Raw genomic sequence first — 20,495 nt, 5'->3', positions numbered from 1 at the left:
GCCCGGCTCATGGAGTGAACCCAGGCGACGGGCCGGCGGCAGGCCGGCCCGTCCATCAAGGAGAATATGGTGAACAAACCCTTGCTCGGCTGTATCGCCGACGATTTTACCGGCGGGACGGATCTGGCCAGCACCCTGGTCGCCAGCGGCATGCGCACGCTGCAGGTGATCGGGGTGCCGCGCGAGCCGGTGCCCGCCGATATCGACGCCATTGTCATTGCCCTCAAAACCCGCACCCAGCCCGCCGGCGAGGCGGTCGCGGACTCGCTGGCCGCGCTGGACTGGCTCAAGGCCGCCGGCTGTCGGCAGTTTTTCTTCAAGTACTGCTCCACCTTCGATTCCACCCCCGAGGGCAACATAGGGCCGGTGGCGGATGCCCTGCTGGCCGCGCTGGAGTGCCGCTTCGCCCTGGCCTGCCCGGCCTTTCCCGCCAACCAGCGGACCCTGTACCAGGGCTACCTCTTCGTCGGCGAGCTGTTGCTGAGCGAGTCCGGCATGCGCCACCACCCCCTGACCCCCATGACCGACGCCAACCTGGTGCGGGTGCTGCAGCGGCAGACCGCGAGATCGGTGGGGCTGGTGCCCTGGCACACCGTCTCCCGCGGGGCGCCGGCCATCCGGGCCGCCTTCGACCAGCTCGAACAGGCGGGGCATGGCTACGCCATCGTCGACGCCCTGGACGACGGGCATTTGCGGGCCATCGGCGAAGCCGCCGCCGGGCACCGGCTGATCACCGGGGGCTCGGGGGTGGCGCTGGGCCTGGCGGAAAACTTCCGCCGCGCGGGCCTGCTGGGCGATAACCGGCAGGCCGGTGCGCTGCCCGGGTTGGAAGGGCCGTCGGCGGTGCTGTCCGGCAGTTGTTCGCTGGCGACCAATGCCCAGGTGGAGCACTGGCAGCGCCATCGGCCCAGCTTTCAGCTGGATCCGCTGCGCCTGGCCGAAGGGCGGGATCTGGTGGCGGAGGCGCTGGCCTGGGCCGCGCCCCTCGTCGCCCGCGAGCCGGTGCTGATCTACGGCAGTGCCCGGCCGGAGCAGGTCAGGGCCGCCCAGGAGCAACTGGGCGCGGCCCGGGCCGGGGAGCTGGTCGAGCAGGCGCTGTCGCGCATCGCGGTGGGGCTGCGGGAGCTGGGCGTGAGCAAGCTGGTGGTGGCCGGCGGCGAAACCTCGGGTGCCGTGGTCAAGGCGCTGGAGGTGCGCGCCCTGCGCATCGGCACCCTCATCGATCCCGGGGTGCCCTGGACCCGGACCCTGGGCGACCGGCCCCTGCTGCTGGCGCTGAAGTCGGGCAATTTCGGCTCCGTCGACTTTTTCGAGAAAGCCCTGGGGAGGGTGGAATGAACGAACACAAGCAACGGGAAGAGATAGTGCTGCTCGGCAAGTCCATGTACGACCGCGGCCTGACCCACGGCGGCACGGGCAACATCAGCGTCCGGCTGGACGATGGCTGGCTGCTGACGCCGACGGGCTCGTCCCTGGGCCGGCTGGATCCGGCCCGGCTGTCGAAGCTGGACTGGCAGGGGCGCCATATCGGCGGCGACCTGCCGTCCAAGGAGGCCATGCTGCACCTGGCCATGTACCAGGAGCGGCCGGTCAGCGGCGCCGTGGTGCACCTGCACTCGACCCATTCGGTGGCGGTGTCGGTGCTGGACCAGCTGGATCCGGAGGACGTGCTGCCGGCCATCACCGCCTACTACGCCATGCGGGTCGGCAAGCTGCCCCTGGTGCCCTATTACGCGCCCGGGGACCCCGCCCTGGCCGAGGCGGTGCGGCGTTTTTCCGGCCGGCACCATGCCATGCTGCTGGCCCACCACGGCCCCGTCGTGGCCGGCTCGGATTTGCATGCCGCGGTGGATGCGACCGAGGAGCTGGAAGCCACGGCCCAGCTGTTCCTGCTGCTGTTCCAGCACAAGTTCAAAACCCTGACGCCGGAGCAGGTGGCCGATCTGCAACGCCGTTTCGCCAAGCGCTAGGAGGCCGCCATGATGCGCTACGACCTGCTCAGCCTGGAGATCTTCATGGCCGTGGCCGAGCAACGCAACCTGACCCGGGCCGCCGAGCGTTGCCACCTGGCCACCTCGGCGGTGAGCAAGCGCATCAGCGAGCTGGAGGCCAGGGTGGGGGCGCCGCTGTTCGTCCGCGCCCCCCGGGGCATGGAGCTGACCCCGGCCGGCCAGTCGCTGCACCATCATGTGCGGCAGCTGCGCGCGACCCTGCAGCAGATGGACAGGGAGCTGAGCGAATACGGCGCCGGCGTCACGGGCCACCTGCGCCTGCACGCCATCACCTCGGCCCTGGCCCAGCAGCTGACCCTCGACATCGCCGGCTTTATGCAGGCCCATCCGATGATCCGCTTCGACATCGAGGAGGGGGTCGGCACCGGCGTGGTGACGGCGGTGGCCGACGGCCGCGCCGACCTCGGCATCATCGCCGAGCAGACGCCCACCCTGGGGCTGGCCAGCCGACCCTACCGCAGCGACGAACTGGTGCTGGTGATGGCGGCCCGCCATCCCCTGGCGGAGCGTACCCGGGTGAGACTGGCCGAGGCCCTGGCGTACGAATTTATCGGCTCCCATCCGGACAGCTCCCTGCAGCAGCTGCTGTCGGTCCAGGCCGCCCTGCTGGGCCAGGCGCTGCGCCAGCGGGTGCGGGTCGGCAGTTTCGAGTGCATGTGCCGCATGGCGGCGACCAACCTGGGCATCTGCCTCTTGCCTCGGGATGTGGCGGCATCGCACCGGCAGGCCCTCGACCTGCGCCTGGTGGGCCTGGAAGACGGCTGGGCGCGCCGGCAACTGCTGCTGGTCGCCCGGGACTTCGGCCAGTTGCCGGCCGTGGCGCACAGCTTTGTCGAGCACCTTTGCGGATAGCGTTCGCCGTTGGCGAACGCGGGCTTGGCCAATGCTCAATTTTCACGGCCCCGGGGCCTTTCTAGAATCAAGCCCAACCCGGTCCTCCGGCGAGGATCCCTGGCAAATTTGGTAATGGTGATACCCATGATGTTGACAAACCCCAGTCCCGACCACCTCAGCGAGCTGCAGATCGACGGCCGGCGCTACGCCTACGTGGATCTGTACAAGCTGCTCGAGCCGGCGGCGCTGTGCCGCCTGCCTTATTCCCTGCGTATCCTGCTCGAGAACGTGGCGCGCTGCTCCCCCGAGATGCTGGACGAGGTGCTCGCCTGCGCCCGGGGCCAAGGGGCCGCCTGCGAGGTGCCCTTCTACCCCAACCGCCTGATGTTCCACGACACCACCTGCCTGCCGGCGCTGGCCGACTTTGCCGGCATGCGCGACCGGGTGGCGGAGCTGGGCGGCGATCCCGGCGCCATGAACCCCATGATACCGGCGGTGCTGACCATAGATCACTCGGTTATCGTCGAGCACTATGCCGAGGAGGCGGCGGTGGAGCGCAACCTGGACATCGACTACCGGCGCAACGGCGAGCGTTACCGCTTCATCAAGTGGGCCCAGCAGAGCCTGGACAACTTCAGGGTGGTGCCGCCGGGCACGGGCATCATCCACCAGGTGAACATGGAATCCCTCGGCACCGTGGTGTGGGAGAGCCGCACCGAAGACGGCACGCCGCTGCTGCACCCCGACGACATGGTGGCCACCGACAGCCATACCCCGATGATCAACGCCATCGGCATCCTCGGCTGGGGCGTGGGCGGGCTGGAAGGGCAGGCCGCCATGCTGGGCGAGCCGGTGCCGATCCGCTTTCCCGAGGTGATCGGCATCCGCCTGCGCAACCGGCTGCGCCCCGGGGTCACCGCCACCGATCTGGCGCTCAAGGTCACCGAACTGCTGCGCCGCAAGGGGGTGGTGGGCAAGTTCGTCGAATTCTGCGGCCCGGGCCTGGCGGAGCTGGGCTGGGCGGCGCGCGGCACCCTGTCCAACATGGCGCCGGAATACGGCGCCACCGTGGTGTTCTTCCCCTTCGACGACGTCACCATGGAGTACATGGAGCTGACCGGCCGAAGCCCCGGGCTGCGCGCGCAGATCCGCGGCTACCTCGAGGCCCAGGGGCTGTGGCGGCGGGACGCGCTGCCGCAGCCCGAGTTCGCCGAGCTGATCGAGCTGGATCTGGCGGACATCGCCCCGGCGGTGGCCGGCCCGCACCAGCCCCACCAGTGGCAGCCGCTGGCCGAGGCCGGCGCCTCCTTCCGCCGCGAGGTGCTGGGCCTGGGCGAGGGGGTGATCGCCGGCACCCTGGACCCGGACGCCCGCTTTGTCGAGCCGGCCTTCGGCGAGGCGCTGGGGCACGGCGCCGTGTCCATCGCCGCCATCACCAGCTGCACCAATACCGCCAACCCGGCGCAGATGATCCAGGCCGGGCTGTTGGCCCGCAACGCCCGCCGCCGCGGCCTGCGCCCCAAGCCCTGGGTCAAGACCTCGCTGTCGCCGGGTTCCCGGGTGGTGGCGGACTACCTGGAGCAGGCCGGGCTGCTGGCGGACTTTGCCGCCCTCGGCTTCTCCCTGGCCGGCTTCGGCTGCATGACCTGCATCGGCAACTCCGGCGCCCTGGAGCCGCGGCTGGACCATCTGGTGGAGCAGGGGCTCAGGACGGCGGTGGTGCTGTCGGGCAACCGCAACTTCGAAGGCCGGGTCAACCCCAGAGTCCAGGCGGGCTACCTGGCCTCGCCGGCGCTGGTGGTGGCCTACGCCCTCATCGGTACCGTCGACACCGACCTGACCCGCGCCCCCCTGGGGGTGGACGAGGAGGGGCGGGAGGTCTACCTGCACGAGCTGATGCCGGGCGAGGAGGAAATCCAGCAACTGGTGGCCGCCAGCCTGCACCCGGAGCAGTTCGCCCGGCGCAACGCCAGCCTGTGGGACGGCACCCATCACTGGCGGGAGCTGTCGGCCGAGGGCAGCGTGCGCTTCCCTTGGGATCCCGGCTCCACCTACCTGCGCCGCCCCATCTATACCCAGGCCATCGCGCCCGCGCCCGGGGCCAGCCTGGCCATCGACAACGCCCGCGCCCTGCTGGTGCTGGGCGACAACGTCACCACCGACCATATCTCGCCGGCCAGCGCCATTCCGGCCGACAGCCAGGCCGGCCGCTGGCTGCTGGCGCGGGGCGAGTCGCCGCGGGATCTCAACCAGTATTCCACCCGCCGCAGCAACCACGAGGTGATGATGCGCGGCGCCTTCGTCAACCGGGCGGTGCAGAACCGGTTGCTGCCGGAGCAGCCCGGCGAGGGCGGCTGGGCCAGGGCGGCGGACGGCCGGCTGCTGCCGGTGTACGAGGCGGCGCTGAGCTACGCGGCCGAGGCGGTGCCCCTGGTGGTGTTCGCCGGCTTCAACTACGGCGCCGGCTCCAGCCGCGACTGGGCCGCCAAGGCGCAGGCCACCCTGGGGGTGCGGGCGGTGGTGGCGCAAAGTTTCGAACGTATCCACCGCAGCAACCTGATCGGCATGGGGGTGTTCCCCATCGAGTTCGAGCCCGGCATCGATGCCGCGCGGCTGGCGCTGAAGGGCGACGAGCGGTTGTCGTTCGGCGGCCTGGACGCGCTGGCGGTGGGCTGCAATGCGGTGGAGCTGGAGATTGACCGGGTCGACGGCCGTTTCGAACGAGTCGGGTTGCGGCTGCGGATCGACTCCCGCCAGGAACTGCGCTACCTGAGCCAGGGGGGCATCCTGCCCTACGTGGTGCGCAAGGTTACCGCCGACACCCGTAACTGATTCATATGGACAACAAGAAGAGGACACAGGCATGAACACAACGGAATTATGCGATCGGCTGGGCGAGAGGATCGGCTTCCTCACTCCCCGGCTGCGGGATCTGGGCGGCCGGCCGCGTTTCGCCGGCGAGGTGGTCACGGTGAAATGCTTCGAGGACAGCTCCCGCATCAAGGAGCTGATTGAAACACCGGGGCAGGGCAAGGTGATGGTGGTGGACGCCGGCGGCAGCGAGCGCTGCGCGGTGTTCGGCGACATGAGCGCCGCCACCGCCATCCGCAACGGCTGGGAGGGGGTCGTCATCTACGGCTATATCCGCGACGCCGAGCCCATCGCCCAGATGGATCTGGGCATGCGCGCCCTGGGCGTGGTGCCCATGGGCTCGACCCGGCGCGGCCTGGGGCTGACGGAACTGGCCATCGACATCCAGGGCGTGCGCTGCCAGCCCGGCGACTACCTGGTGGCGGACGAGGATGGGGTGGTGGTGATGCCCGCGGCCCTGGCCGGCGAGGCGCTGGCGGCCGGGGCCTGACCCCTTGGGTCTGGCCGGGCGGCTCCGCTGGCGACGATTTGGGAAAACTGGATAAAGGCACGCTTAAGTTCACCCTGGCGCTGGCCGGGCGAGAGCCCGGTTCCGCTTGGATTCGGGCAATATAATGGCGGGATGCGCGCCTTGTCGGCGGTATTGTGCTCTAAATCATGAATTGTATTTTTAGTTTCAAAAGTGCAATTGCAATGTTGACGACTCGTTAAATCAGGAGTAGATTGCATTTTAAGGCGTAAATGTACAGTTAGTTGAGGGGCCTCGGCCTGGTACTGCGCTTAACCCTTATCTCCGAGAGATAAATCGTGTGTAACAAGGAAGGACGAACCTATGCATGTTAACAGTCTGAAAATGGTAGCCGCGGCAGCCTGCCTGCTTTCCACCAGCCAGGTGATGGCGCTCGAAGCCCCCAAGCGGGTCGAGTGCATCGCCCCGGCCGGCCCCGGCGGCGGCCTGGATTTTATCTGCCGCAGCATCGGCAAGGCGCTCAATGATCTGGACATCGTCAGCGGCAATATCCAGGTGACCAACATGCCCGGCGGCGGCCACGGCGTCGGCTATGCCCATACCGTGTCCAAGCGCAAGGGCGATGCCGGCGTGTTCGTGGCCACCAGTACCGGCACCACTACCCGCCTGGCCCAGAATGCCTACCCGGGCCTGGATTCCTCCATGGTCAACTGGGTCGCGGCCATGGGCGCCGAGCCGGGGGTGATAGCGGTGCGCAAGGATTCTCCCTACCAGTCGCTGAGCGAGGTGCTCGATGCCATCGGCCAGAACCCGGGCAGCGTGACTTTCGCCGGTGCCAGCCCGCTCGGCGGCGACGACAACCTGCGGGTGCTGCTGACCGCCAAGCGGGCCGGCGTCGATGAGCTCAAGGATCTGCGCTACCTGTCGTTCAACAACGGCGGCGATGCCCTGGTGCAGGTAGTGGGCGGCCATGTGGACGTGTTCTCCGGCGATCTGTCCGAAGCCATGGGCTTTTTCGACTCCGGCGATCTGCGCATCCTGGCGGTGCTGGCGGACGAACGGCTGGACGGCAAGCTGACCGCCGTGCCCACCGCCAAGGAGCAGGGCGTTGACGTGACCTGGCTGAACTTCCGCGGCGTCTATGTGGCGCCGGGCATCAGCGACGAACAGTACAACTGGTGGCAGCAGACCTTCAGCAACCTGTATGAAACGCCCGAGTGGAAGAAGGTCATGCAACAGAACGGCCTGATCCCCTTCCACAAGACGGGGGCGGAGTTTACCGATTACGTCAACGCACAGATCGGTGAAGTGCGCCAACTTTCACAAGAACTGGGGATTATCAAGTAATGATTAACGATCGCGTCCTGGGGCTGCTGGGCTTGATCCTGGCCGTGGTTTACGGCCTTCATGCCCAGGAGTTTCAACCGGCGTTCGGCGGCGGCGGGGCCATTGGCCCCTCCGCCTTTCCAACGCTGTTGGCCGTATTGCTGGCCATCTCCTGTATCTACCTGATGGTAAAACCCGATCCCGACGAAGCCTGGCCGCCCCTGAAAACCCTGGTCGAGCTGGCGCTGATCCTGGCGGTGCTGCTGGGTTTTGTCGTCATCCTTGAACCGCTGGGCTTCATCCTGTCCGCGGGGCTGGCGGTCACCCTGCTGGCCTGGCGGATGAACGCCAGCCTCAAGCCGGCCGCCCTGGTCGGGTTTTGCAGCAGTGTGTTCATGTTTGCGCTGTTTACCTACGGGCTGGATCTTGCCCTCCCGGTGGGCACCTTGTGGGGAATGAACTGATGGATATCTTGCAGTTGCTGATGCAGGGCTTTGCGGTGGCCCTGACACCGGAAAACATGATGTATGCCCTGATCGGCGCCTTTCTGGGTACCCTGATCGGCTGCCTGCCGGGCCTGGGGCCCGCCAACGGCATCGCCATCCTGATGCCGCTGTGCTTCTCGCTGGGGCTGGGCGCCGACAGCGCACTGATCATGCTCACTTCCGTCTATGCCGGCACCATGTACGGCGGCCGGATTTCCTCCATCCTGCTCAACATTCCCGGCGACGAGCCGGCCATGATGACCTGCCTGGACGGCTATCCCATGGCCCGCAAGGGCAGGGCGGCCGAGGCGCTGGCGCTGTCGGCCATCGCTTCCTTCATCGGCAGTTTCCTGGCGGTGATTGGCCTTATCATCATGGCGCCGCTGCTGGCGAAGTTCGCCCTGCACTTTGGCCCGGCGGAGTATTTCGCACTCTTTATCCTGGCCTTCGCCACCCTGGGCGGCATTACCGGCAAGAACCCGATGAAAACGGTGCTGGCCACCGCCCTCGGGCTGATGCTGTCGACCATCGGCGTCGACATGACCACCGGGGTGGAGCGCTTTACCTACGGCAACCTCCACCTGTACGAGGGAATCGACTTTATCGTCATCATCGTCGGCCTGTTTGCGGTGTCGGAGCTGTTCATCTTTATCGAGTCCCATGCCAAGCAGGACCGGGACATGATCAAGGTGGAGAAACTCAAGCTCACCGCCAGGGACATCCTCGGCGTACTGCCGACCTCGTTGCGGAGCAGCCTGCTCGGCTTTATTTCCGGGGTGTTGCCGGGGGCCGGCGCGTCGCTGGGCAGCTTTATCAGCTACACCCTGGAGAAGAAGGTACTGGGCAAGAAGGGTCACTTCGGTGAAGGGGATCCCCGCGGCATAGCCGCGCCCGAGGCCGGCAACAACGCCGCCGCCAACGGCGCCCTGGTACCCATGCTGACCCTGGGCGTGCCCGGCAGCGGCACCACCGCCGTGCTGCTGGCGATGCTGGTTACCCTCAACATCCAGCCGGGTCCGTTGATGTTCCAGCAGAACGCCGACGTGGTCTGGGGGGTGATCGCCGCCCTGCTGTTCGGCAACATACTGCTGCTGTTCATGAACATCCCGATGATCGGCGTGTTCGTGAAGATACTGTCGGTGCCGTCCAAGTACCTGATGCCGATGGTGACCATGGTGGCGGTGGTGGGGATCTACTCCATCAGCAATTCGACCACCGAGCTGTACATGATGATCGGCTTCGGTGTGCTGGGTTATGTGCTGCGCAAGCTCGACATTCCGCTGGTGCCGATCGTGCTGGGCACCCTGCTGGGCCCCACCATGGAGGTCAACCTGCGCAATGCCATGAGCCTGTCCGGCGGCGATGTCGGCATACTGTGGAACAGCGCCATTTCCGTCTCCATCTGGAGCATCGCCATCATCGGCCTGCTGGCGCCGGTGGTAGTCGGCCCCCTGCTGCGCCGCAAGATGAAGGCCGCGCACGAAGTGGTGGAATAACAAGAAGATCTCGTTTGTTGCTGATGTTCAGCAAGGCCCCGCCGGTGATGGCGGGGCTTTTTTTGTGTGTGGTGCGGGAGGCCGGGTCTTTGCCATCGGTAACCGAGGGAGCCGGCGAGGCTTGCACCGGCGCCATGGTTGAGTTAACTCTGTAGTAACCTCGCTTTTGTTGAGTAAATGCAAAACCATGAGATCAAAAACACTCTTGTCCCAGGTGACCGACTTCGATCTGCGCCTGTTGCGCCTGTTCAAGGTGGTGGCGGAGTGCGGGAGCTTTTCCGCCGCCGAAAGCGCCCTGGGGGTGACCCGTTCGGCGGTGAGCCTGCAGATGAGCGATCTGGAAAAGCGCCTGGGCATGCGCTTGTGCCAGCGTGGCCGGGCGGGCTTTGCCCTGACCGACGAGGGCAGGGAAGTGCTGCGGGCGGGGGAGGTGCTGCTGAGCGCGGTGGAGAACTTTCGCGCCGAGATCAACCAGATCAACCGGCAATTGCGGGGCGAACTCAATATCGGCATCGTCAACAACCTGGTGACTCAACCCCATATGGAGATCACCCGCGCCCTGAAGGCGCTGCGCGAGCGCAGCGACGAGATCCGGGTCAACATCAGCATGAGCACCCCCGGCGAGATAGAGCGGGGGCTGTTCGACGGCCGCCTGCACGTGGGCGCCATTCCCCTGACCACGCCGCTTTCGGGCCTGGACTACCGCCTGCTCTATGAGGAGCGCTCCAGCCTGTATTGCAGCCGCGAGCATCCGTTGTTTCACGCCGAGGTGGAGCCGGACGACGACACCCTGGGCTCGGTCGACGCCGTGGTGCCCGGCTACCCCATGACGACGGAAGTCCTGGGCCTGCACCGGCAACTGAACTGCACCGCCACCGCCTCCGACCGGGAGGGCATCGCTTTCTTGATCCTCACCGGCAGCTACATCGGCTATCTGCCGGATCACTATGCCGCCAACTGGGTCGCCAAGGGGCAGATGAAGCCCCTGTGTCCGGAGCGGTTGTTTTTTGACTCCAAGCTGGCCGTTGTGACCCGCAAGGGACGCCGCCCCAATCTGCTGCTGGAGAGCTTTCTCGACTCCCTGCAAGCCCCCCGCTGAATGGCGCCCCTGCCGCCCTGGTGCCCGGGCTGGAAAGTTAAGCATTGGCTTACCTATGGTTAAATACATTTGAATTTAACTTAACCAAACCGGGCGCCAGAATGGTCCTGTTATCGCTTTCCATCAACGGCAGCAGGGATTGGATCATGGCTAAACAGGATATTTTGCAGCGCGCCGGCCTGAGCCCCGCGCAGCTCGACGCCTACTGGATGCCCTACACCGGCAACCGCCAGTTCAAACAGGATCCGCGCATCATCGTCGGCGCCGAGGGGGGCTACTACCGGGATGTGTACGGTCGCCGCATTTTCGACGGCCTGTCCGGGCTCTGGACCTGCGGCGCCGGCCACAACAGGCCCGAGATCGCCGAGGCGGTGGCCAGGCAGCTGCGCGAGCTGGACTATGCCCCGGCCTTTCAGTTCGGCCATCCCAAGGCGTTTGAGCTGGCCCATCGCCTCCGCGAGCTGACTCCCGCCGGCCTAGACTACGTCTTTTTCACCGGCTCCGGCTCCGAGAGCGCGGACACCGCCCTGAAAATCGCCCGGGCCTACTGGCGCAAGAAGGGCAAGGCCGGCAAGACCAAACTGATCGGTCGCGCCAAGGGCTACCACGGCGTCAACTTCGGCGGCATCAGCCTGGGCGGCATCGGCCCCAACCGGGCCCTGTTCGGCCAGGGGATAGACGCCGACCATCTGCCCCATACCCTGCTGAAGCAAAACGCCTTTACCCGCGGCATGCCGGAGCGGGGCGCCGACAAGGCCGAGGATCTGCTGGAGCTGATTGCGCTGCACGACGCTTCCAATATCGCCGCGGTGATCGTCGAGCCGCTGGCCGGCTCCGCCGGGGTGATACCGCCGCCGGTGGGCTATTTGAAGCGGCTGCGCGAGATCTGCGATCAGCACGACATCCTGCTGATCTTCGACGAGGTGATCACCGGCTTCGGCCGCATGGGTTCCATGACCGGCGCCGAGGAATTCGGGGTGGTGCCGGACATCATGAACCTGGCCAAGCAGCTGACCAACGGCGCCGTGCCGATGGGGGCGGTGATCTGCCAGGGCGAGATCTACCACACCTTTATGGAGCAGGGCGGGCCCGACTACCTGCTCGAGCTGCCCCACGGCTACACCTATTCCGGCCATCCGGTGGCCTGTGCCGCGGCGCTGGCCTCGCTCGATATCCTCCAGCAGGACCAACTCGTTCCCCGCGTGAAGGAGATGGCGCCGTATTTCGAGAATGCGCTGCACGGCCTGAAAGGCACCCCTTATATCAGCGATATCCGCAACTACGGCCTGGCCGGTGCCCTGCAGATCGAAAGCTACCCCGGCGAGCCGGCGCGCCGCCCCTTCGAGATTGCGATGAAGTGCTGGGAGAAGGGTTTTTACGTGCGCTACGGCGGCGACACCATCCAGCTGGGGCTGCCCTTTATCGTGGAGCGGGAAGAGATAGACCGGCTGGTCAACGCCCTGGGCGAGGCCATCGGCGAACTGGGTTGAGCCCCGGCCACCGCCGCGAAAGACAAAAATTCATATCAAGCGAGGTACATGGATGAAGATTATCGGCCACCTGATCAATGGCGCCATCGTGACCGACGGCACCCGCACCCAGGATGTGTTCAACCCCTCCACCGGCGAGGTCGCCAAGCAGGTGGCCCTGGCCGGCAAGGCCAGGGTGGAGGACGCCATCGCTGCCGCCCAGGCCGCCTTTCCGGCCTGGCGCAACACCCCGCCGCTGAAGCGGGCGCGGGTCATGTATCGTTTCAAGCAACTGCTGGAAGAGCATGCCGAGGAAATCTGCCGGCTGATCGGCGAGGAGCACGGCAAGATAGCGCACGACGCCATGGGCGAACTCACACGCGGTATCGAGAACGTCGAATATGCCTGCGGCGTGCCCGAGCTGCTCAAGGGCGAGCACAGCAAGAACGTGGGCCCGGCCATCGACTCCTGGAGCGAGTTCCAGCCGCTGGGCGTGGTGGCCGGCATCACCCCGTTCAACTTTCCCGCCATGGTGCCGCTGTGGATGTACCCCATGGCCATCGCCTGCGGCAACTGCTTTGTGCTCAAACCCTCCGAGCGGGATCCGGGCTCGACCCTGTACATCGCCCAGTTGCTGATGGAAGCGGGCCTGCCGGCCGGGGTGATCAACGTGGTCAACGGCGACAAGGAAGCGGTCGACACCCTGCTGGACGACCCGCGGGTGCAGGCGGTGAGCTTCGTCGGCTCCACTCCCGTTGCCGAATACATCTACGCCAGGGCCAGTGCCAACGGCAAGCGCTGCCAGGCGCTGGGCGGAGCCAAGAACCACGCCATCCTGCTGCCCGATGCCGACATGGACAACGCCGTCAGTGCCCTGACCGGCGCGGCCTTCGGCTCTTCCGGCGAGCGCTGCATGGCGCTGTCGGTCGCGGTGGCGGTGGGCGACGCGGCCGCCGAGGCCTTTATAGAGAAGATGAAGGCGCAGATGCAAAGCCTCAAGGTTGGCGCCTTCAATGACAAGCGCAACGACTTCGGCCCGGTGATCACCCGCGCGCACATGGAAAAAGTAGTCGGCTATATCAACAGCGCCGAGGAGCAGGGCGCCGAGATAGTGGTGGACGGCCGCCACCCGAGCGTGCCCGGTTTTGACAACGGCTTTTTCGTGGGCGGCACCCTGATCGACCGGGTCACCCCGGACATGCTCTGTTACCGGGAGGAGATCTTCGGCCCGGTGCTGCTGGTGGTGCGGGTGGCGACCATGCAGCAGGCGATGGAGCTGATCGATGCCCACGAATACGGCAACGGCACCTGCATCTTCACCCGCGACGGCGAGGCGGCCCGTTACTTCAGCGACAATATCCAGGTGGGCATGGTCGGCATCAACGTGCCGCTGCCGGTACCGGTGGCCTACCATTCCTTCGGCGGCTGGAAGCGCTCGCTGTTCGGCGATCTCTATGCCTACGGCCCCGACGCCGTGCGCTTCTACACCCGGCGCAAGACCATCACCCAGCGCTGGCCCTCGGCGGGGGTGCGCGAAGGGGTGCAGTTCGCCTTTCCGTCCTGAAGTCACACCGTCGGGCGCTGTTTCGCCGCCCGGCGGTTCTCCTTTTTCTGCCCATCTCTAATGATAAATTTCAGACCCTTTCGCCCGGCGAGCACCGTCACCGCCCTTCCGATGCCATAGTTGAAAGAGGAGGGGCGCCGCCGGCCCGGGCCGGGCGGTTGGGGCGAACGGCGGCGTCGCCTGTCGGCGCGAGGAGGTGGATTATGGACGGGGCAGTGGTTCGGCGCGAGGTGCGGCTTAATGCCGCCGGTGTCACCCTGGACGGGTTTCTGGCGTTGCCGGTGGGAGGGCAGGCCCTGGTGCTGTTTGCCCATGGCAGCGGCAGCAGCCGGTTCAGCCCGCGCAACCGGCTGGTGGCGGAGCGGCTCAATGCCGCCGGTATCGGTACCCTGCTGTTCGATCTGCTGACGGCGGATGAGCACCGCATCGACGAGGTGACGCGTGAGTTCCGCTTTAATATTCCGCTGCTGTCCCGGCGGCTGATCGGCGCCATCGACTGGGCGGACGGCGAGGCCGATACCCGGGCCTTGCGCCTCGGGCTGTTCGGATCCAGCACGGGCGCCGCGGCGGCCTTGCTGGCGGCCGCCGAACGTCCCCGGCGGGTGGCGGCGGTGGTGTCCAGGGGAGGGCGGCCCGATCTGGCGGGCGCGGCCTTGCCCAGGGTGCAGGCACCGACCCTGCTGCTCGTTGGTGGCGAGGATCATCAGGTGCTCGGCCTTAACCGCGAGGCGGCGCAACAGATGCGGAGCCGCCCCCGGCTGGAAACCGTGGCGGGCGCCAGCCACCTGTTCGAAGAGCCGGGCACGCTGGACAGGGTGATCCAGTTGGCCATCGACTGGTTCGTGCGCCATCTGTGCCGGGATTGAGCCGGCATTGCCGAGGTACCACCCTGCGCTTTCTTCCGCTTCTTGTTCCTTGTGCTCGACCCAAAATTGTCGGTAAGGGCTTGCCAGGCTGGCTGTTAAAGTGAAAGAATCAACAAAACTTTGTGGAAATTGAGAGAATATGATTGCTTCACTTCGGTTCAGCAACTTCTACAGCTTTGCCGACGACACCCTCGTCGACTTCACGCTGGGCAAGAAGCCTACGCCTTCCGGCTATGATATCGAGCTGGCCGATGCTCGCCTGAACAAGGTTATCGCCGTGGTGGGGGCCAACGGCTCGGGCAAAACCCAGTTCATCAAGCCGCTGGCGTTTTTAAGCTGGTTTATCTGTGATTCCTTTCTTAACAGCGATCCGGATCAGGACATCGTCTATGCGCCGCATGCGCTTTGCTCCGAAGAAGAAACCCGGATGGAGCTTGATTTTATCCTCGACGGCACCGAACACCGCTATCAGCTGGTGATGAAGGAGCACAGGGTGGTGAGTGAGGCACTCTTTGTTCGCACCAGCAGCCAGTTCAGCTATGTGTTCAAGCGCGAGCAAAGCGGGGACGGGTATCACTTTCGGCAAAAAGGGTTTCCCTTTCCCAGGGCGCAGGCCGAGAGCCTGCGCGCCAATGCTTCCCTGCTGGCGGCAGCGCACAGCTACGACATCAAGGAAGCCAGGCCCTTTATTGAATATTTTCGCCGCATCGTCACCAACGTGGCCAGTAGTGGCCGGCGCCACTTTCAGCATGGGGCCGTGGTACATGCGGCCGAATTGTACGAAAAGGCGCCCGAGCTGAAGGCGCGCATGGCCGAGGTGATGCGTGAATTCGACCTGGGGCTTGATGGCGTGGCCATCAGAAAACTTGAAGGCACCACCCAAGACGGCAAAACCGAAAGTTTCTACATGCCTTTTGGCGAGCATCGCACTACGTCGGGGGACGCGTTTGAACTGCCCTTTTTCGAGGAATCCAGCGGTACCCAGTCGGCCTTTGTGCTGCTGGAGCGGGTGCTCAGGGTGTTGCATCAGGGTGGCCTGGCGGTGATCGATGAAATAGACAACGATTTGCACCCGCACCTGGTGCCCATCATGCTCGACTGGTTCCGGTTTGAGCACAGTAATCCGCACCAGGCTCAGATCGTCTTTACCTGCCACACGCCCGAGGTACTCAACCGTTTGCAAAAGCACCAGGTTTACCTGTGCGAAAAGCAGGATCAGTGCTCCACTGCCTGGCGGCTGGATGAGATGGCGGGCCTGCGCGCCGACGACAACCTTTACGCCAAATACATGGCCGGCGCCCTGGGCGCCGTCCCGGATGTATAAGCCATGAGCAAGCGCAAAGGCAGAAGCGTAAAAAAGCACCTGGTGGCGCACACCACGCTGCTGGTCGTGGGTGAGGGCGCGGACGACAAGGCCTTTATTACCCACATGAAAACCTTGTTCTGCCCCAGAGGCAGCGGCCATAGCGTCAAGGTGGAAGCCGGTGATGGCGGCTCGGCAGGCAACATTATTACCAACGTGATCCGAACCCACAGGAACAGTGATTTTGACCGCCGTATTCTGGTGCTGGACTCGGATCTTCCGCCGGCTCAGGCCGAACGCCGCAAGGCGGAGCAGGCCGGTTATGGCATTATCCTCTGGCGCCCCCAATGCCTGGAGGGCGCCCTGCTGGAAGTGTTGGGCGAAAGAATAGGCGCTCACGAAAACAGCCAGCAGCTCAAGCAGCGCCTTCACCCCCGCCTGGCCGACAGGCATACCGAACCGGCGGCCTACGCCGTGCTGTTTCCCAGGCCGGTGTTGGAAAAAACAACCAATGAGTCCGTTTGCTCCCTGCGCCATTGCCTTGAAAACAAACAGAATTAATCGACGTCATACCTCCTGAACCGCCGAAGCATCCGCCGCCCTGATGCGCCGCCACCTCAACCAGGCCCTGAGGGTGAAGCGGGCATTCCGGCTGGAGCCCCGAACGGAATGCCCGGCCATCATTAAGCCTCAGCTCACCAGGCGCAGGCACTGCCCGGTATGGTAGAGGGTGAAGCCGCTTTCGTAACCGGCGCTCAACAGCGACTTTGCGCGTATCGCTTGGTGGCTGCGGATCGGCAACGGCAACAGGGCGTCATCGCCGGTGGTCAGGTAGCGGGCGAACCCCTTGCCGACAATGGTGCCGGTGGTGACGCCGCGGCCATTGTAGCCGGTCACCGCCACTATGCCCGGCGCCGGCTCGAACAGGCGCAGGGTGTGTTCCGGCGTAAAGGCGATCCGTCCGGTCCAGGTGCATTCCCATTCGAGCCGGCCCAGTTGCGGAAAGTAGTGCTGCTGCACCCGATCGGCCCAGCAGCGCAGGTAAGGCAAGGGTTTGCCGTCCCCGCGGCCCAGGCTGCCCAGCAGCAGGCGGCCCTCGGCGTCACGCCGGATGCTGCTCAGCACCATGCGGGTATCCCAGGCGCCCTGCCGGCCGGGCAGGATATCGCCGGCGAGTGCTTCCGGCAGGGGGCGGGACGCCACCTGGAAGTAGTAGCCGGCAAAGAAATGGTCGCGCACCTGGTTCCAGTGATCTTCGGTATAGGCGTTGGTGGCGATGACCACCCGGGGCGCCCGGATGCTGCCTTGGGGTGTCATCACCTGCCAGTCGTCCCCTTGGCGGCTGATACCGGTGGCGGGGCTCTGGGTATGCAGGCGCACACCGGCCGCCATCGCCGCCCGGGCCAGGCCCCGGGTATAGGCAGCGGGGTTGAGGGTGCCGGCGCGGTGGTCGAGCAGGGCCCGCCGGATGCGCCGGGTGCCCACCTGTTGGTGGCAGGCTTCGTCTTCAAGCAGTTCCACGGGGGCGCCGCGGCGCTGGAACTGGGCAAGCCGGCGCGCCAGCTCCTGTTCGCCCTTGGCGTTGTGGGCCAGGTGCAGGTTGCCGGTACGGGTGGCGTTGCATGCGATGCCGTGGCGTTCGATCAGCGCAAAGACCTCCGCCGGGGCACCGCCGAGCAGGGTGTTGGCGCGTTCGCCGTCTTCCTCGCCCAGGGTCTTGATGATGTCGTCCGGCGGTATCCACAGCCCGGCATTGACCAGGCCCACGTTGCGGCCCGAGCCGCCGGTGGGGATCTCGCTCGCCTCGATCAGGATTACCGCCACCCCGGCCTCGGCCAGGTGGAGGGCGGTGCTGAGCCCGGTGATACCGCCGCCTATGACCACCACCTCTGTGGTGTGATGGTCCTGCAGGGGAGCCAGCGCCGGCGCCGGCTCGGGTGAAGTGTCATGCCACAGGCATCTCTCTTTCATGCATACCTCCTTATGTCGATCTCCCCTTGTGCAGGATAGAGAGTGCGAAAACCCGGCGAGTCGCAAGCGACAGCCAGGCTTCCCGGCCATGAGCCCGGTGTTCGACGCGGGTCGCGCCACTGTTCCCGGGATCATGTCCCTAGTTATTCCGTAACGCAATTGCCAGGGCGTCAGTCGAACTTGATGCCCTGGGCCAGGGGCAGTTCGCGGGAGTAGTTGACGGTGTTGGTCTGGCGCCGCATATAGATCTTCCACACGTCCGAGCCCGACTCGCGGCCGCCGCCGGTTTCCTTCTCGCCGCCGAAGGCGCCGCCGATCTCGGCACCGCTCGGGCCTATGTTAACGTTGGCGATGCCGCAGTCGCTGCCCATATCGGAGACGAAGGCTTCCGCCTCGCGCACATCGGTGGTGAAAATACAGGAAGACAGGCCCTGGGGCACGTCGTTGTTCATGGCCAGGGCCTCGTCGAACTCGCGATAGCTCAGCACGTAGAGGATGGGGGCGAAGGTCTCGCTCCTGACCAGATCGTCCTGGCGCTCGACCTCGACGATGGCGGGCGCCACGTAGTAGCCATTGGGGTAGACGTCGGCCAGTTGCCGCCCGCCGCCGAACACGGTGGCGCCGCGCTGGCGCGCCTGGGTCAGGACAGATTGCATCTGGTCGAACGCCTGGGCATCGATCAGCGGACCTACCAGGTTGCCTTCCATCGGGTTGCCGATGCTGATGCCTGCATAGGCCTTCTTCAGCCGTGCTATTACTTCGTCGCGCAGTGATTGGTGGACGATCAGGCGGCGCAGGGTGGTGCAGCGCTGTCCGGCCGTGCCCACGGCGGAGAAGAGGATGGCGCGCACCGCCATGTCGAGATCGGCGCTGGGGGCCAGGATCATGGCGTTGTTGCCGCCGAGTTCGAGGATGCTGCGGCCGAAACGGGCGGCGACGCGGGGCGCGATTTCGCGGCCCATGCGGGTGCTGCCGGTGGCGCTGATCAGGGGCACCTGGTGAGAGTCGGTCAGCCTTTCGCCGGCCTCGCGGCCACCGATGATGACCTGGCTGAGATCGTCAGGCGCATCTGCACCGAACTCGGCCATGGCCCGCTCCAGCAGGGCCTGGCAGGCGAGGGCGCTGAGCGGGGTCTTCTCGGACGGCTTCCACAGCAGGCTGTTGCCGCACACCAGTGCCAGGGCGGCATTCCAGGCCCAGGGCGCCATCGGGAAGTTGAAGGCGGTGACCAGGCCGATGGGGCCCAGCGGATGCCAGCTTTCGCGCATATGGTGGCCGGGGCGCTCGGAGGCGATGGTCAGGCCGTACAACTGGCGGGACTGGCCGACGGCGAGGTCGCAGATATCGATCATCTCCTGAACCTCACCCAGGCCCTCCTGCAGGATTTTGCCGCACTCCAGGGTGACCAGGGCGCCCAAGTCATCCTTGTGGCGGCGCAGCTGTTCACCAAACAGGCGGACCAGCTCGCCCCGGCGCGGCGCGGGCACCTGGCGCCAGGCTGCAAAGGCAACCTGGGCACGTTCGATGCGGGCGTCCACCACCTCGGCGGATTCAAAACTGAGCCGGCCGATTTCGGCGCCGTCGGTGGGAGAGGTAACGGGGTAATCCCCCTGGCGATACAAAGACTCGGCTACGCCCAGGCGCTGCATAATGGTGTCAATCATTCATCCTCCTAATGATGTTTCCAGATTGATAGACAACACCGGCAGTATTGCCTTCGGGCTTGATCTAGATCAAACGACGCTTTATAACGATATCATTCCATTTTTTCTTGATTTGGGTCCCAAGCATGAATCGTCGCCATCTGCCTTCCCTCTCCGCCATGCAGTGCTTCGAAGCCTCGGCACGTCATTTGAGCTTCACGCGCGCGGCGGTGGAACTCAGCCTGACCCAGAGCGCCGTGAGCAAGCAGGTGGCCCAGCTCGAGTCGCTCCTCGAGCACCCGCTTTTCCGCCGGGTACGCAAGCGGCTCCAGCTTACTCCGGAGGGCTCGCTCTACCTGACCGAGGTGCGCAAGATCCTGACCCAGGTCGAGATGTCGACGCGCTACATGCAGTCCTACGGCGGCCAGAGCGAGGTGCTCAACGTCACCACCCTGCCGACCTTCGGTGCGCGCTGGCTGATCCCCCGGCTCAACGGCTTCCGTTTCCGGCATCCCGACGTCTACCTGAACATCAACAACAGGACGGAGCCGTTCGACTTCGAGGAGGAGCGCATCGACGTCGCCTTCTTTTTCGGCCAGGGCTCCTGGCCGAAAGCCGAATGCCTCAAGCTGCTGGATGAAGAAATGGTGGCGGTCTGTTCGCCGTCCGTTATTCCCGCGGAAGGCATTCAGGACCCCTTGGAGCTGACCCGGCTGGTGCTGCTGCAGCAGGCGACGCGCCCCGAGGCCTGGCACGACTGGTTTGAAGGCCAGGAGCGCTACACCAGCCACAGCTACCACGGACCACGCTTCGACACCTTCTATATGTCTCTGCAGGCGGCCCGTTCGGGGTGCGGCGTTGCGCTGGTGCCACGCTTCCTGGCCGAGGAGGAGCTGCAGGCCGGGCAACTGGTCATCCCCTGGCCATTCTCGCTACGCAGCCGCAACGCCTATTACCTGGCCTATCCGGAGCACAAGGCCGACGTCGGCAAGGTAAAAAACTTTATCGAATGGATACTGGAACATCGATAAAGGCAGAAGGAGACAGGCGTCGGCCACCGTCATCACATTCCTCCAATTCATGTTCT

At 65.5% G+C, this 20,495-nt stretch carries 17 protein-coding genes; 15 read left to right on the top strand and 2 right to left on the bottom strand.

Features of this window, described 5'->3' with window-relative positions; all coding sequences use genetic code 11:
* Positions 1-69 precede the first annotated feature (69 nt).
* From otnK to JKV55_RS03370, 14 genes are all read left to right on the top strand, one after another.
* Positions 70-1,338 (top strand): 3-oxo-tetronate kinase, encoded by a 1,269-nt coding sequence (gene otnK / locus JKV55_RS03435; RefSeq protein WP_369409616.1) that lies wholly within the window; start codon positions 70-72, stop codon positions 1,336-1,338.
* Positions 1,335-1,970 carry a 3-oxo-tetronate 4-phosphate decarboxylase gene (otnC, locus tag JKV55_RS03430; RefSeq protein WP_202082347.1) on the top strand — a complete coding sequence of 212 codons (636 nt, stop codon included), beginning with the start codon at positions 1,335-1,337 and terminating at the stop codon, positions 1,968-1,970. The genes otnK and otnC overlap by 4 nt, the downstream gene beginning before the upstream one ends.
* A gap of 9 nt (positions 1,971-1,979) precedes the next feature.
* The gene (locus JKV55_RS03425) at positions 1,980-2,864 is read left to right on the top strand and encodes a LysR family transcriptional regulator (protein ID WP_202082346.1); all 885 of its coding nucleotides are present in this window, start codon (positions 1,980-1,982) and stop codon (positions 2,862-2,864) included.
* A gap of 126 nt (positions 2,865-2,990) precedes the next feature.
* Complete coding sequence (gene acnA / locus JKV55_RS03420; protein WP_202082345.1) at positions 2,991-5,678, top strand: aconitate hydratase AcnA; 2,688 nt, start codon at positions 2,991-2,993, stop codon at positions 5,676-5,678.
* A gap of 31 nt (positions 5,679-5,709) precedes the next feature.
* Positions 5,710-6,207 carry a ribonuclease E activity regulator RraA gene (gene rraA, locus JKV55_RS03415; protein ID WP_202082344.1) on the top strand — a complete coding sequence of 166 codons (498 nt, stop codon included), beginning with the start codon at positions 5,710-5,712 and terminating at the stop codon, positions 6,205-6,207.
* Positions 6,208-6,549: 342 nt separating this feature from the next.
* The gene (locus JKV55_RS03410) at positions 6,550-7,533 is read left to right on the top strand and encodes a Bug family tripartite tricarboxylate transporter substrate binding protein (RefSeq protein WP_202082343.1); all 984 of its coding nucleotides are present in this window, start codon (positions 6,550-6,552) and stop codon (positions 7,531-7,533) included.
* On the top strand, positions 7,533-7,976 hold the full coding sequence (locus JKV55_RS03405; protein ID WP_202082342.1) for a tripartite tricarboxylate transporter TctB family protein: 444 nt from the start codon (positions 7,533-7,535) through the stop codon (positions 7,974-7,976). Before JKV55_RS03410 ends, JKV55_RS03405 begins: the two co-directional genes overlap by 1 nt.
* Complete coding sequence (locus JKV55_RS03400; protein ID WP_202082341.1) at positions 7,976-9,493, top strand: tripartite tricarboxylate transporter permease; 1,518 nt, start codon at positions 7,976-7,978, stop codon at positions 9,491-9,493. The genes JKV55_RS03405 and JKV55_RS03400 overlap by 1 nt, the downstream gene beginning before the upstream one ends.
* 187 nt (positions 9,494-9,680) lie before the next feature.
* The gene (locus JKV55_RS03395; protein ID WP_202082340.1) at positions 9,681-10,592 is read left to right on the top strand and encodes a LysR family transcriptional regulator; all 912 of its coding nucleotides are present in this window, start codon (positions 9,681-9,683) and stop codon (positions 10,590-10,592) included.
* 146 nt (positions 10,593-10,738) lie between these two features.
* Positions 10,739-12,082, top strand: coding sequence for an omega-aminotransferase AptA (gene aptA, locus JKV55_RS03390; RefSeq protein WP_202082339.1), 1,344 nt, complete (start codon positions 10,739-10,741; stop codon positions 12,080-12,082).
* Positions 12,083-12,134: 52 nt separating this feature from the next.
* Positions 12,135-13,625 (top strand): CoA-acylating methylmalonate-semialdehyde dehydrogenase, encoded by a 1,491-nt coding sequence (locus JKV55_RS03385; RefSeq protein ID WP_202082338.1) that lies wholly within the window; start codon positions 12,135-12,137, stop codon positions 13,623-13,625.
* A gap of 203 nt (positions 13,626-13,828) precedes the next feature.
* Positions 13,829-14,491, top strand: coding sequence for a dienelactone hydrolase family protein (locus JKV55_RS03380; RefSeq protein ID WP_202082337.1), 663 nt, complete (start codon positions 13,829-13,831; stop codon positions 14,489-14,491).
* A gap of 139 nt (positions 14,492-14,630) precedes the next feature.
* A complete protein-coding gene (locus JKV55_RS03375; RefSeq protein WP_202082336.1) occupies positions 14,631-15,815 on the top strand; it encodes an AAA family ATPase in 1,185 nt (394 codons plus the stop codon).
* Positions 15,816-15,818: 3 nt separating this feature from the next.
* Positions 15,819-16,355 carry a TroA family protein gene (locus JKV55_RS03370; RefSeq protein ID WP_202082335.1) on the top strand — a complete coding sequence of 179 codons (537 nt, stop codon included), beginning with the start codon at positions 15,819-15,821 and terminating at the stop codon, positions 16,353-16,355.
* A gap of 129 nt (positions 16,356-16,484) precedes the next feature.
* On the opposite strand, the gene amaA is transcribed toward JKV55_RS03370, so the two are convergent.
* Both amaA and amaB read right to left on the bottom strand, forming a co-directional pair.
* Positions 16,485-17,765, bottom strand: coding sequence for an L-pipecolate oxidase (gene amaA, locus JKV55_RS03365; RefSeq protein WP_202082334.1), 1,281 nt, complete (start codon positions 17,763-17,765; stop codon positions 16,485-16,487).
* Between the two features lie 170 nt (positions 17,766-17,935).
* The gene (amaB, locus tag JKV55_RS03360; RefSeq protein WP_202082333.1) at positions 17,936-19,429 is read right to left on the bottom strand and encodes an L-piperidine-6-carboxylate dehydrogenase; all 1,494 of its coding nucleotides are present in this window, start codon (positions 19,427-19,429) and stop codon (positions 17,936-17,938) included.
* A gap of 125 nt (positions 19,430-19,554) precedes the next feature.
* Here amaB and gcvA point away from each other — a divergent pair, with 125 nt between their 5' ends.
* Positions 19,555-20,439, top strand: coding sequence for a transcriptional regulator GcvA (gene gcvA, locus JKV55_RS03355; RefSeq protein ID WP_202082332.1), 885 nt, complete (start codon positions 19,555-19,557; stop codon positions 20,437-20,439).
* Positions 20,440-20,495 lie beyond the last annotated feature (56 nt).

Source organism: Zobellella iuensis, assembly GCF_016746085.1.
Lineage (GTDB): Bacteria > Pseudomonadota > Gammaproteobacteria > Enterobacterales > Aeromonadaceae > Oceanimonas > Oceanimonas iuensis.
This window is presented reverse-complemented; position numbering and strand designations above follow the sequence as displayed.

What these genes read in the sequence shown, in the direction of transcription:
- otnC (WP_202082347.1), top strand. Translation starts at nt 1,335, where the DNA reads ATGAACGAACACAAGCAACGGGAAGAGATAGTGCTGCTCGGCAAGTCC.
- JKV55_RS03425 (WP_202082346.1), top strand. Translation starts at nt 1,980, where the DNA reads ATGATGCGCTACGACCTGCTCAGCCTGGAGATCTTCATGGCCGTGGCC.
- acnA (WP_202082345.1), top strand. Translation starts at nt 2,991, where the DNA reads ATGATGTTGACAAACCCCAGTCCCGACCACCTCAGCGAGCTGCAGATC.
- rraA (WP_202082344.1), top strand. Translation starts at nt 5,710, where the DNA reads ATGAACACAACGGAATTATGCGATCGGCTGGGCGAGAGGATCGGCTTC.
- JKV55_RS03410 (WP_202082343.1), top strand. Translation starts at nt 6,550, where the DNA reads ATGCATGTTAACAGTCTGAAAATGGTAGCCGCGGCAGCCTGCCTGCTT.
- JKV55_RS03405 (WP_202082342.1), top strand. Translation starts at nt 7,533, where the DNA reads ATGATTAACGATCGCGTCCTGGGGCTGCTGGGCTTGATCCTGGCCGTG.
- JKV55_RS03400 (WP_202082341.1), top strand. Translation starts at nt 7,976, where the DNA reads ATGGATATCTTGCAGTTGCTGATGCAGGGCTTTGCGGTGGCCCTGACA.
- JKV55_RS03395 (WP_202082340.1), top strand. Translation starts at nt 9,681, where the DNA reads ATGAGATCAAAAACACTCTTGTCCCAGGTGACCGACTTCGATCTGCGC.
- aptA (WP_202082339.1), top strand. Translation starts at nt 10,739, where the DNA reads ATGGCTAAACAGGATATTTTGCAGCGCGCCGGCCTGAGCCCCGCGCAG.
- JKV55_RS03385 (WP_202082338.1), top strand. Translation starts at nt 12,135, where the DNA reads ATGAAGATTATCGGCCACCTGATCAATGGCGCCATCGTGACCGACGGC.
- JKV55_RS03380 (WP_202082337.1), top strand. Translation starts at nt 13,829, where the DNA reads ATGGACGGGGCAGTGGTTCGGCGCGAGGTGCGGCTTAATGCCGCCGGT.
- JKV55_RS03375 (WP_202082336.1), top strand. Translation starts at nt 14,631, where the DNA reads ATGATTGCTTCACTTCGGTTCAGCAACTTCTACAGCTTTGCCGACGAC.
- JKV55_RS03370 (WP_202082335.1), top strand. Translation starts at nt 15,819, where the DNA reads ATGAGCAAGCGCAAAGGCAGAAGCGTAAAAAAGCACCTGGTGGCGCAC.
- amaA (WP_202082334.1), bottom strand. Translation starts at nt 17,765, where the DNA reads ATGAAAGAGAGATGCCTGTGGCATGACACTTCACCCGAGCCGGCGCCG.
- amaB (WP_202082333.1), bottom strand. Translation starts at nt 19,429, where the DNA reads ATGATTGACACCATTATGCAGCGCCTGGGCGTAGCCGAGTCTTTGTAT.
- gcvA (WP_202082332.1), top strand. Translation starts at nt 19,555, where the DNA reads ATGAATCGTCGCCATCTGCCTTCCCTCTCCGCCATGCAGTGCTTCGAA.